We start from the raw sequence: 12,753 nt of genomic DNA, 5'->3' as shown, positions 1-12,753 counted from the left end.
AGCGCCGGAGCCCGCCGCCGCCCCGGGTTTGAAAAGATCGGCGCATGGCACAACGACCCGCACCCGACAACCAGGTCCTCGCCGGACGTCCGTTTCCGCTCGGCGCCCACCCGGAGGCGGGCGGCGTCCGGTTCGCGGTGACGTCCGCGGTCGCCGAGGCGGTCGAGGTGTGCCTCGTCGGCGACGACGGTTCCGAGCGGCGGATCGAACTGACCGAACGCACGTTCGGCGTCTGGCACGGCCTCGTCCCGGGCGTCACGGTCGGGCAGCGCTACGGCTATCGCGTGCACGGCCCGTACGACCCGGCCCGCGGCTACCGCTGCAATCCGGCCAAGCTGCTCGTCGACCCGTACGCGCGCCGGATCGACGGGAAGCTCGTCAGCCTGCACGCCGCGCAGGGCTTCACCGGCGACCCCGAGCGCGGTCCGATGTCCACAGTGGACTCGCTGGGCGCGGTGCCGCTGTCGGTCGTGACCTCGCCGGGCGGGCAGGACACCGGGGTCAAGCCCGAGGTGCCGTTCGAGGAGTCGGTGATCTGCGAGCTGCACGTGAAGGGGTTCACCCAGCAGCATCCGTTCATCCCGGAGGCGCTGCGCGGCACGTACCTCGGCCTGGCGCACCCGGTCGCGATCGAGCACCTGACCCGGCTCGGCGTGACGACCGTCGAACTGCTGCCGGTGCACTCGTTCGCCGACGAGCCCGCGCTGATCCGTTCCGGGCGGCACAACTACTGGGGCTACTCGCCGCTGGGCTACTTCGCGCCGCACGCCGGGTACGCCAGCGAACCGGGCCGCGAGGTCGAGGAATTCCGCACGATGGTGGCGGCCCTGCACGCGGCCGGCATCGAGGTGCTGCTCGACGTCGTGTTCAACCACACCTGCGAAGGCGGCCCGGACGGCCCGACGCTGTCGCTGCGCGGCCTCGACGCCCCGGCGTACTACCTGCACACCCGCCGCGGCCACATGGCCGACCTCACCGGCTGCGGCAACACCCTCGACGCCGGTTCGCCGACCGTCGTCCGGCTGGTCACCGATTCGCTGCGGTACTGGACGCAGGAGATGGGCGTCGACGGGTTCCGCTTCGACCTGGCGAGCACGCTCGGCCGCCCGCGCGGCGAGATGTTCGACCGCGAGTCGACGATGCTCACCGCGATCACCACCGACCCGGTCCTGTCGCGCTGCAAGCTGATCGCCGAACCGTGGGACGCGACCGGCGAGGGCTACCGCGTCGGCGACTTCGGCGCGCAGTGGGCCGAGTGGAACGGCCGCTACCGCGACACGGTCCGTGATTTCTGGCGCGGCGCGACCGGCGTGCGGGACCTCGCGTACCGGCTGTCCGGCTCGTCCGATCTGTACGACCACAACCTGCGCCGGCCGTGGCAGTCGATCAACTTCGTCACCGCGCACGACGGCTTCACGCTGCGGGACCTGGTGTCCTACAACGAAAAGCACAACGAAGCCAACGGCGAGGACAACCGCGACGGCACGAACGACAACCGGTCGTGGAACCACGGCGCGGAGGGCGAGACCGACGACCCGGCGATCGTCGCGCTGCGCACCCGCCAGGCCCGCAACCTGTTCGCGACGCTGCTGCTGTCCACCGGCACGCCGATGTTCACCGCGGGCGACGAGATGTGGCGGACCCAGCACGGCAACAACAACGCCTACTGCCTCGACGACGAAACGTCGTGGATCGACTGGACCCCGACCGAGGCCTCCGAGCCGATGCTCGACTTCGCCCGCCGCGTGGTCCGGCTGCGCGCGCACAGCCCGGCGTTGCGGCAGCCGGAGTTCTTCGAGGGCCGCACGACGGTCACCGGCAAGCCCGACCTCGTCTGGTTCCGCCCGGACGGCGAGGAGTTCGACGAGATCGACTGGTTCGACGAGGACCGCCGCACGCTCTGCATGTGGATCGACGGGTCGAACAGCCAGGCGCGCAACCGCGAGGGCGCGCTCGTCACCGACCACTCGTGGCTGCTGGTGCTGCACGCGGGCGCGGAGCCGGCCGAGATCGTGCTGCCCGGCCCGGAGTACGGCGAGACCTTCAAGCCCACTTTGGACACCAGCACCGCCGACGGCACCCCGGCCAGCCCCGGCGTGCTCGAGCCGAAGGCCCGGATCACGGTCGAGGCGCGGTCGCTGCTGTTGCTGCGCGCGCCGCGGGACACGGTGGAGATCCCGCAACTGTAGGAAGCCGGTGACGTTGCTGGACAACCGCAGTCCGTGAGGGGAACCCTGAGGGAATCTGATTCCCTCAGGGTTCCCCTCACGGACCGTCAGCCGGTTCCGCTGGCGGAGTCCGCGAAGCCAGGCCGGTTTGCGTAGCGGTACTCGCGGGTAATCACCGGAACGCGCCGCCGATTGTTAACGCAATTCGGCGCGCGTGTTGCGGGCGGGAAACGGGAATGCGTCGGAGAGTTCCGCCGAATGGGCGCGTTTCGCCCGACCGGGTGGCGGGAATTGCGGAAAAAGGCCCCGCTGTCAACGGCTTTGGAGGAATCAGGCACACTGACCGTGCTCGCGCGAGCGCACTCCGACCACCCTCCCACCCACCGTGAAAAAGGGGCATTGCCATGACCGGCAGGCTCGGGATCGACGACGTCGCACCCATTGTCAGCTGCGGCCGGTATCCGGCCAAGGCCGTTGCAGGCGAACATTTCCCCGTCACCGCCACGGTCTGGCGGGAGGGCCACGACGCGGTGGCCGCGACGGTCGCCTGGCGCGGTCCCGGCGACCGCGCCGCGCGCCAGACGCGGATGGCCGAACAGGGCCGCGGGCTCGACCGCTTCGCCGCGGTGATCGTGCCCGACGCCGAGGGCATGTGGACCTACCGGGTGGACGCGTGGAGCGATCCGTGGGCCACCTGGGAGCACGCGGTCGAGGTGAAGATCGCCGCCGGGCAGGGGCCGGGGGAGCTGGCGAACGACCTGGAGACCGGGGCGCGGCTGCTCGACCGCGTCTCGCGCCGCCCGGAGCGCCGGGCCGAGCGCCCGCTGCTCGCCGGGGCCGCGGCCGCGCTGCGCGACGACGAACGCGATCTCGCCGAGCGCGTCGGCCCGGCGCTCTCGCCCGAGGTCCGCCAGCTCATGCACGACTTCCCGGTGCGCGAGCTGATCACCAAGGGCCGCGTGCTGAAGCTGTGGGTCGACCGCAAACGCGCGGCTTTCGGTTCCTGGTACGAATTCTTCCCCCGCTCCACCGGCGGGGTCGACGCCCAGGGCCGCCCGGTGCACGGCACCTTCGCCACCGCCGAGCGCGAGCTGGACCGCGTCGCGCGCATGGGCTTCGACGTCGTCTACCTGCCGCCGATCCACCCCATCGGCCGGGTGAACCGCAAGGGCCCCAACAACACTCTGCACGCGACGCCGGACGACGTCGGCTCGCCGTGGGCGATCGGCGCGGACGAGGGCGGGCACGACGCGGTCCACCCGCGGCTGGGCACGCTCGAGGATTTCGACGCGTTCGTGGCGCGCGCGGAGGAACTCGGCCTCGAGGTCGCGCTCGACCTCGCGCTGCAGGCCGCGCCCGACCACCCGTGGGTGGTCAAGTACCCGGAGTTCTTCACCACCCGCCCGGACGGCACGATCGCGTACGCGGAGAACCCGCCGAAGAAGTACCAGGACATCTACCCGGTCAACTTCGACAACGACCCGCGCGGCATCTACGACGAGGTGCTGCGCGTCGTGCTGCACTGGGTGTCGCACGGGGTGCGGATCTTCCGGGTCGACAACCCGCACACCAAGCCGCCGGACTTCTGGGCGTGGCTGATCCAGTCGGTGAAGGACGCGCATCCGGACGTGCTGTTCCTCGCCGAGGCCTTCACCCGTCCGGCCCGGCTGTGGGGGCTGGCGAAGCTCGGCTTCACCCAGAGCTACACGTATTTCACCTGGCGCACCACGAAGGAAGAGCTGACCGAGTTCGGCACGGACCTCGTCGAGCACTGGGACCACGGCCGCCCGAACCTGTTCGTCAACACCCCGGACATCCTGCACGAATCGCTGCAGCACGGCGGTCCCGGCATGTTCGCGCTGCGCGCCGCGCTCGCCGCGACGATGTCGCCGACCTGGGGCGTGTATTCCGGCTACGAGCTGTTCGAATCCGAGGCGGTGCGGCCGGGCAGCGAGGAGTACCTCGACTCGGAGAAGTACCAGCTGCGCCCGCGCGATTTCGCCCGCGCGCTCGCCGAAGGCCGTTCGCTCGAACCGTGGCTGACCCGGCTCAACGCCATCCGGCGCGCGCATCCGGCGCTGCAGGGCATGCGGTCGCTGCGCTTCCACCACATCGACAACGACGCGCTGCTCGCTTACTCCAAACAGGACCCGGCGACCGGCGACACGGTCGTCGCGGTGGTGAACCTCGACCCGCACAACGGGCAGGAGGGCACGCTCTGGCTCGACCTGCCCGCACTCGGCTTCGACTGGTCCGAGCGGCTCATCGCGCACGACGAGGTCACCGGCGAGACGTGGGACTGGGGCCAGGCGAACTTCGTCCGGCTCGAACCGTGGCGGGCGGTGGCGCACATCGTGGCGCTGCGCCGCAGGCTCGCGGCCTGAGGCCGCGGCCGCACCGGCCCGTGGTTATCCCGGCTCCGTTCGGGATAACCACTCTTCAGCACAGGCAACTCACGACAAGGTGGAACGGATGGACGAGGAGAGCCGGCCCGGCGCCGCGGCGGGACTGGCGGACGTGCCGCACACGGGGGAGGCGGTCACCGCCGACGGCCTGCTGGTCGAACCCCAGGCGGACGATTTCGGGCACGCGCACGAGGCGCCGGAGGACCCGGAATGGTTCAAGAGCGCGGTGTTCTACGAGGTGCTGGTGCGCGCGTTCGCCGATTCGAACGGCGACGGGACCGGCGACCTGCGCGGGCTGGCGGGGCGGCTCGACTACCTCGAATGGCTCGGGGTGGACTGCCTGTGGCTGCCGCCGTTCTACGCCTCGCCGCTGCGCGACGGCGGCTACGACATCAGCGACTTCCGGGCCGTGCTGCCGGAATTCGGCAGCGTCGACGATTTCGTCTACCTGCTCGACGAGGCGCACCGCCGCGGCATCCGGGTGATCACCGACCTGGTGCTCAACCACACCTCGGACGCGCACCCGTGGTTCCAGCATTCGCGCTCGGACCCGGACGGCCCGTACGGCGACTACTACGTGTGGAGCGACGACGACTCCCGCTACGCCGACGCGCGGATCATCTTCGTCGACACCGAAACGTCGAACTGGACCTACGACCCGGTGCGCGGCCAGTTCTACTGGCACCGGTTCTTCTCCCACCAGCCGGACCTGAACTACGAGAACCCGGCCGTGCAGGACGCGATGATCGACGTGCTGCGGTTCTGGCTCGACATCGGCATCGACGGCTTCCGCCTCGACGCCGTGCCCTACCTGTTCGAACAGGAGGGCACCAACTGCGAGAACCTGCCGCGCACGCACGATTTCCTCAAGCGCTGCCGGAAGGTCGTCGACGACGAGTACCCCGGCCGGATCCTGCTGGCCGAGGCGAACCAGTGGCCGACCGACGTGGTCGAGTACTTCGGCGACGCGGAGTCCGGCGGCGACGAGTGCCACATGGCGTTCCACTTCCCGCTGATGCCGCGGATCTTCATGGCGGTGCGCCGGGAGTCGCGGTTCCCGATCTCGGAGATCCTGCTGCAGACGCCGCAGATCCCGTCCGGCACGCAGTGGGGCATCTTCCTGCGCAACCACGACGAGCTGACGCTCGAGATGGTCAGCGACGAAGAGCGCGACTACATGTACTCCGAATACGCCAAGGACCCGCGGATGAAGGCGAACATCGGCATCCGCCGCCGGCTCGCCCCGCTGCTGGACAACGACCGCAACCAGCAGGAGCTGTTCACCGCGCTGCTGCTGTCGCTGCCCGGGTCCCCGGTCCTGTACTACGGCGACGAGATCGGCATGGGGGACAACATCTGGCTCGGCGACCGCGACGCGGTCCGCACGCCGATGCAGTGGACCCCGGACCGCAACGCCGGGTTCTCCACCTGCGACCCCGGCCGCATCTACCTGCCGGTGATCATGGACCCGGTGTACGGGCACCAGGCGCTGAACGTCGAGGCGCAGGCCGACAACGCGGCGTCGCTGCTGAACTGGACGCGCCGGATGATCGAGGTGCGCAAGCAGCACCACGCGTTCGGCCAAGGCGATTTCACCGACCTCGGCGGCTCGAACCCGAGCGTGCTGGCCTACCAGCGCCGGTGGCTGCGCCCGGACGGCCGCGAGGACGTCGTGCTGTGCGCCAACAATCTGTCCCGTTTCCCGCAGCCGGTGGAACTGGACCTGTCCGCGCACCAGGGCGCGACGCCGGTCGAGCTGACCGGCGGGGTGCGCTTCCCGGACATCGGCGAGCTGCCGTACCTGCTCACGCTGCCCGGCCACGGGTTCTACTGGTTCCAGCTGCTCGAGCCGGAAGAATGAGGTGAGTCCGCTGTCGCACCACGGTCCCCCGCCCGAACTGCCCGAGCTGTCCGAGGTGTCCAGGGCGCTGTCGGCCCTGCTGCCGGACTGGCTGCCCGCGCAGCGCTGGTTCGCGGGCAAGGACCGGCCGGTCGACGAGGTCCGCCCGGCGAGCCTCACCGTGCTGGCCGAGCCGGATCCGCTGCTGGTGCACGCGGTCGTCGACGTGGTGCAGGGCGACCGCACCGAGCCGTACCAGCTGCTGGTCGGCCGCCGGTCCGGGATTCCCGAGGTCGCGTCGGCCGCGCTGATCGGCGAACGGCTCTACGAGGCGAGCGGCGACGCGGACCTCACCGCCGGGCTGCTGGACCGGATGGCGGCCGGCGAGTCCGTCGGGCCGCTGCGGTTCTCGGCGGAGCCGGACGCGACGCTCGAACCCGGGCTGCGCTCGCGGCCGATCACCTCCGAGCAGAGCAACACCTCGCTGGTGTACGGCGGGCAGTACATCCTCAAGCTGTTCCGCAAGCTGAGCCCGGGCATGAACAAGGACCTGCTGCTGCACCGCGCGCTGCAGGACGCCGGGTGCAAGCACGTCGCGCGGGTGGTCGGCTCGATCTCCGGCGAACTGCACGACGAACCCGCGACGATGGGGATGCTGCAGGAATTCCTGCCGGACGCGGTCGACGGCTGGGCGATGGCGACCACGAGCGTGCGCGACCTGCTGGCGGATCCGGACCAGCCCGCGGCCGAGGCGGGCGGCGACTTCGCCGGCGAGGCCGAACGGCTCGGCGCCGCGGTCGCCGAGGTGCACGCGGACCTGGCGACCGCGCTCGGCGCCGAACCCGCGGACAGCGACGAGCTGGACCGCACGGTGCGCGCGATGACCGAACGCCTCGATCAGGTGTCCGAAGCGGTCCCGGAGCTGGCGGTGTACGCGCCCGCGCTGCGCGAAGTGTTCGAGTCGGTGCGCGCGCACGAGGCGTCGATAGAGCTGCAGTACATCCACGGCGATCTGCACTTGGGCCAGGTGCTGCGTACCGTCAACGGATGGCTGCTGCTGGACTTCGAGGGCGAACCGGCCGCCCCGGTCGCGGAACGGCACGCGCTGCGCTCGCCGCTGCGCGACGTCGCGGGCATGCTCCGGTCGTTCGACTACGCGGCGCACCAGCGGCTCGTCGGGCAGCCGGAGAACGCGGACGTGACCCGGCACGCGATGGAATGGGCCCGGCGCAACCGCGCCGCGTTCTGCACCGGGTACGCCCGCGCCGGCGGCCCGGTCGGCGACCCGCAGGACCACGCGGACCTGCTCCGCGCCTTCGAACTGGACAAAGCGGTGTACGAGGTCGCCTACGAGCACGCGAACCGGCCGGACTGGCTGAGCGTGCCCCTGGCGGCGATCGCCCGCAGCACCGACGGAAGCGAGTGACCCCGTGAACGCTGTCCCCGCGGACCTGCCCTCGGCGGCGCCGTCTCCGCGCGACATCGACCGGCTGCTGGCCGGCGAGCACCACGACCCGCATTCGGTGCTCGGCGTGCACACCGTCGGCGGCGACATCGTCGTGCGCGCGCTGCGCCCGGGCGCGACGACGGTGTCGGTCGTCGCCGGAGAGCGCCGCGTCCCGCTGGAACGCGTGGCGGACGCGCTGTTCGCCGCGACGCTGCCGGAACACCCCGGCGACTACCGGATCGAAGTCGGCTACGACAACCACACCGTCGTCGCCGACGACCCGTACCGCTGGCTGCCGACGGTGGGGGAGCTGGACCAGCACCTCATCGGGGAAGGACGGCACGAGCGGCTGTGGGACGTGCTCGGCGCGCACGTGCGCCGGTACGACACCCCGAACGGCGTCGTCGAAGGCGTGTCCTTCGCGGTGTGGGCCCCGACCGCGCGCGGCGTGCGGGTGATCGGCGACTTCAACGCCTGGGAGGGCCGCGGCCACCCGATGCGCTCGCTCGGGTCGTCCGGCGTCTGGGAGCTGTTCGTGCCCGGCGTTCCGGTCGGCAGCTGCTACAAATTCCGCATCCTCGGCGCGGACGGGCACTGGCACGAGAAGGCGGACCCGATGGCGTTCGCCACCGAGGTGCCGCCCGCGACCGCGTCGAAGGTCACCGAATCGCACTACGCCTGGGGCGACGGCGACTGGGTCGCCCGCCGCGAGGCGACCGACTGGGCGGACGCGCCGATGAGCGTGTACGAGGTGCACCTCGGCTCGTGGCGGCCCGGGCTCGGCTACCGCGAACTGGCCGACCAGCTGGCCGACTACGTCGAGGAAACCGGCTTCACCCACGTCGAATTCCTGCCGGTGGCCGAGCATCCGTTCGGCGGCTCGTGGGGCTACCAGGTCACGTCGTACTACGCGCCGACGTCGCGGTTCGGTTCGCCGGACGACTTCCGGTACCTCGTCGACCATCTGCACCAGCGCGGCATCGGCGTCCTGGTGGACTGGGTGCCCGCGCATTTCCCGCGCGACGTCTGGGCGCTGGCGCGGTTCGACGGAAGCCCGCTGTACGAGCACGAGGACCCGCGCCGCGGCGAGCAGCCGGACTGGGGCACGCTCGTGTTCAACTTCGGCCGCAACGAGGTGCGCAACTTCCTCGTCGCGAACGCGCTGTTCTGGCTCGAAGAGTTCCACCTCGACGGCCTGCGCGTCGACGCGGTCGCCTCGATGCTGTACCTCGACTACTCGCGCAAGGACGGGGAGTGGCTGCCGAACGAGTACGGCGGCCGGGAAAACCTCGACGCGGTAAGGTTTCTGCAGGAACTGAACGCGACTGTCTACAAGCGGCACCCGGGCGTGGTGATGGTCGCCGAGGAGTCCACCGCGTGGCCGGGCGTCACCCGCCCGACGCATCTGGGCGGCCTGGGCTTCGGCTTCAAGTGGAACATGGGGTGGATGCACGACACGCTCCGCTACCTGTCGCACGAGCCGATCCACCGGGCGTACCACCACAACGAGATGACGTTCTCGCTCGTGTACGCGTGGAGCGAGAACTTCGTCCTGCCGCTGTCGCACGACGAAGTGGTGCACGGCAAGGGTTCGCTGTGGGAACGGATGCCCGGCGACGACTGGAACAAGGCGGCCGGGCTGCGCGCGCTGCTGGCGTTCATGTGGGCGCATCCGGGCAAGCAGCTGCTGTTCATGGGCGGCGAATTCGGGCAGCCGCGCGAATGGTCGGAGTCGCGGTCGCTGGACTGGCACCTGCTGGAAACCCCGCTGCACCGCGGCGTGCGCGAGCTGATCCGGCAGCTGAACGCGATCTACCGGGACACCGCCGCGCTGTTCAGCGGCGACGTCCGGCCGGAAGGCTTCCGCTGGATCGACGCGAACGACTCGGCCGGAAACGTGCTGAGCTTCCTGCGCCTGGGCGCGGACGGCTCGCGGCTGGCCTGCATCGCGAACTTCGCCGGGATCCCGCACCACGACTACCGCGTCGGCCTCCCGTCGGCGGGCCGCTGGACCGAGGTGCTGAACACGGACGCGGAATCCTTCGGCGGTTCCGGAGTCGGGAACCTGGGCGCGGTGGAGGCGACCGAGGAGCCCTGGCACGGACAGCCGGCGTCGGCCGTGTTGCAGCTGCCGCCGAGCGGGGTGCTGTGGTTGCTGGAGGACCGTCCGTCCACCGAGGACTGATTGGCTCGCGCCGCTCCCGCACGGCGGCGGTCGTGAGGGGAACCCTGGGGGAATCAGCGTCCGTGAAGGTGGCCCTCACGGACCTCGCCGCCGTGCACCCGGTGCCGCAGGTCCGGGGCGCTTGCCCGTCCGGCCATGCGGTTTTGCCTGGAATTACTCTCGCGGGCGTCGCCATCCGGCCATGGTCGGAAAATGACCCACGCAGCGTCTTGCCGGTGAAGGTGCTGGTGGGCATACTTTGTTGCCATCCACAACAAACCCGGGGTGGCGCCGCCAGGCCGCCCCTCGAGTGATTGAGGGATGACAATGACGTCTACGCACACCTCCCGGTGGCGCCTCCTCGCGCTGTCCGCCGCGCTCGCCCTGGCCGGTGCGGTAACGCTGACGCCCGCCGGAAACGCCGCTCCGGCCGCCGGGTTCTCCGACGACTTCGACGGCCCGGCCGGCTCGCCCGCCGACGGGAGCAAGTGGAACTACGAAACCGGCGACAACAGCGGCAACAACCACGAACGGCAGTGGTACACCGCGGGCGCGGCGAACGGCGCGCTCGACGGCCAGGGCCACCTCGTGATCACCGCGAAGAAAGAGAACTCCGGCCACACCTGCTGGTACGGCGCCTGCCAGTACACCTCGGCGCGGCTGAACACGTCCGGCAAGTTCAGCCAGGCGTACGGGCACGTGGAAGTCCGGATGAAGCTGCCGCGCGGGCAGGGCATGTGGCCGGCCTTCTGGATGCTCGGCGGCGGGCAATGGCCGGACGACGGCGAGATCGACGTGATGGAGAACATCGGCAAGGAGCCGAACACCGTGCACGGCACCATCCACGGTCCCGGTTACTCGGGCGCGGGCGGCATCGGCGCGGCGTTCACCGGCCCGAACTTCTCCGACGACTTCCACACCTACGCGGTGGACTGGTCGCCGAACAAGATCGTCTGGCTGGTCGACGGGCAGGCTTACGAAACCCGCACCCCGGCGGACCTGAACGGCAAGAAATGGGTGTACGACCACCCGTTCTACCTGATCCTCAACCTCGCGGTGGGCGGCGACTGGCCGGGCGACCCGGACGGCAGCACCCAGTTCCCGCAACAGCTGGTGGTCGACTACGTGCACGTGAGCTGACCACCCTCGCCGCCGGAGCCCCGGCGGCGCGGAGAAGGCGCGGTCTCCGCGGGCCCCGTCCGGTTCTCTCCCGAGCCGGGCGGGGCTTCTCTGTGCCATCGCCCGGGTACACAGGTTTCGCACGGACGACGGCAAGGAAAATCTCAGGGAGCGGGTGTTTCCTGAGCTGGCGGAGGGTTACCAGACGCAGGAGCGGATCATGAACGAGCAGGAGCGCGGCGGGCACGACCAGGGACGGCCCGGCTACGGCGGGCATCCGTACTCGCCGGGAGCGGGGCAGCCGCACCAGCAGGGCTGGGGGCACTGGGGCACTCCGCCGCCCGGCGCGTACGGTCCGCAGCCGTATCCGACGCAGCAGTTCGCCGCGCCGCACCCGCAGCGTTCCCGGCGCCCGTTGCGGACCGCGGCACTCACCGTCGGAGCGATCGTGCTGTCGGTCGCCGTCGGGCTCGGAGTCGGGCATTTCGTGTGGACGCCGTCCGCGCCGCCCGGCGTGTCCGGGAACCAGAACTTCGGCTCGATCGGCAACCAGACCAATCCGTCGAACACCGCGCTCGACCCGCAGGCGATCGCGAAGAAGGTCAGCGCGGGCATCGTCAACATCAACACCGAGCTGGGCTACCAGGGCGCGGCCGCGGCGGGCACCGGCATCGTGCTCACCCCGGACGGCGAGGTGCTCACGAACAACCACGTCGTCGAGGGCGCGACCAGCATCAAGGTCACCGACATCGGCAACGGCCAGACGTACGCCGCGTCCGTGCTCGGCTACGACCGCAGCCACGACGTCGCGGTGCTGAAACTGGCTGGCGCGTCCGGGCTGGCGACGGAAACGCTCGGCGATTCGTCGTCGGTGAAGGTCGGCGACGCGGTCGTGGGCCTCGGCAACGCGGGCGGAGCCGGGGGAGCGCCGGTCCCGGCCGCCGGGCGGGTGACCGCGCTGAACCAGTCGATCACCGCGTCCGACGAATCGAACAGCTCGTCCGAGCAGTTGAAGGACCTGATCCAGGTGGACGCCGACATCCAGTCCGGCGATTCCGGCGGCCCGCTCGTGAACGCGCAGGGCCAGGTCGTCGGCGTGGACACCGCGGCCTCGGCCGGATACCAGTTCAACGGCGGCGGACGGGGCGGGCGCCGCGGGCTCGGCAACGGCTTCCCCGGCGACAACTCCCAGGGGTCCAGCGGGAACGAGGGCTACGCGATCCCGATCAACCAGGCGATCTCCATCGCGCACCAGATCGTCGGCGGCACCGGGTCCGACACTGTCCACATCGGAAAGAGCGCGTTCCTCGGCGTGACTGTCAGCGGCGCCGGGCCGCAGCAACAGCAGGGCGGAACCGGTTCGGGCGTGGTGATCCAGCAGGTCGTCCCCGACGGCGCGGCCGCGCGGGCCGGCCTGGCCGCCGGGGACGTGATCACCGCGGTGGACGGCACGCCGATCGACTCGCCCACCGCGCTGACCACCCTGATGGACCAGCACCACCCCGGCGACAAGCTCAGCGTGACCGTCGTCGACCAGAGCGGTCAGGAGCACAACGTCACGGTCGTGCCCGCCGAAGGCCCGGTGGGCTGACCGGGGTCATCCGGGCGGC

6 protein-coding genes and 1 pseudogene are annotated in these 12,753 nt (G+C 70.8%); all 7 read left to right on the top strand.

The annotated features are described in order from the left end of the window. The first annotated feature begins 44 nt into the window (after positions 1–44). The 7 genes and pseudogenes from glgX to L942_RS26045 all read left to right on the top strand — a co-directional run bounded on the left by glgX (position 45) and on the right by L942_RS26045 (position 12,734). The gene (gene glgX, locus L942_RS26075; protein WP_037365285.1) at positions 45–2,189 is read left to right on the top strand and encodes a glycogen debranching protein GlgX; all 2,145 of its coding nucleotides are present in this window, start codon (positions 45–47) and stop codon (positions 2,187–2,189) included. A gap of 383 nt (positions 2,190–2,572) precedes the next feature. Further along, a complete protein-coding gene (locus L942_RS26070) occupies positions 2,573–4,552 on the top strand; it encodes an alpha-1,4-glucan--maltose-1-phosphate maltosyltransferase (protein WP_037365284.1) in 1,980 nt (659 codons plus the stop codon). Positions 4,553–4,640: 88 nt separating this feature from the next. Next, entirely contained in the window at positions 4,641–6,434 is a 1,794-nt protein-coding gene (gene treS, locus L942_RS26065) for a maltose alpha-D-glucosyltransferase (protein WP_037365283.1), read from the top strand. A 37-nt stretch (positions 6,435–6,471) separates the two neighbouring features. Then, positions 6,472–7,839: a maltokinase N-terminal cap-like domain-containing protein gene (locus tag L942_RS26060; RefSeq protein WP_037365487.1), complete on the top strand. Its 1,368-nt coding sequence runs from the start codon at positions 6,472–6,474 to the stop codon at positions 7,837–7,839. 4 nt (positions 7,840–7,843) lie between these two features. Further along, positions 7,844–10,045: a 1,4-alpha-glucan branching protein GlgB gene (gene glgB, locus L942_RS26055; protein WP_037365282.1), complete on the top strand. Its 2,202-nt coding sequence runs from the start codon at positions 7,844–7,846 to the stop codon at positions 10,043–10,045. Between the two features lie 306 nt (positions 10,046–10,351). Beyond that, positions 10,352–11,161: pseudogene (locus L942_RS26050) on the top strand (glycoside hydrolase family 16 protein); the annotation flags it as partial. Positions 11,162–11,363: 202 nt separating this feature from the next. Further along, positions 11,364–12,734 (top strand): trypsin-like peptidase domain-containing protein, encoded by a 1,371-nt coding sequence (locus L942_RS26045; protein WP_037365485.1) that lies wholly within the window; start codon positions 11,364–11,366, stop codon positions 12,732–12,734. Positions 12,735–12,753: the final 19 nt, after the last annotated feature.

The organism is Amycolatopsis orientalis DSM 43388 (assembly GCF_000411975.1).
Classification (GTDB): Bacteria; Actinomycetota; Actinomycetes; order Mycobacteriales; family Pseudonocardiaceae; genus Amycolatopsis; species Amycolatopsis orientalis_D.
The sequence above is the reverse complement of the archived record's forward strand: the minus strand, read 5'-3'. Positions and strand labels throughout refer to the sequence as shown.

What these genes read in the sequence shown, in the direction of transcription:
- L942_RS26070 (WP_037365284.1), top strand. Translation starts at nt 2,573, where the DNA reads ATGACCGGCAGGCTCGGGATCGACGACGTCGCACCCATTGTCAGCTGC.
- treS (WP_037365283.1), top strand. Translation starts at nt 4,641, where the DNA reads ATGGACGAGGAGAGCCGGCCCGGCGCCGCGGCGGGACTGGCGGACGTG.
- glgX (WP_037365285.1), top strand. Translation starts at nt 45, where the DNA reads ATGGCACAACGACCCGCACCCGACAACCAGGTCCTCGCCGGACGTCCG.
- L942_RS26045 (WP_037365485.1), top strand. Translation starts at nt 11,364, where the DNA reads ATGAACGAGCAGGAGCGCGGCGGGCACGACCAGGGACGGCCCGGCTAC.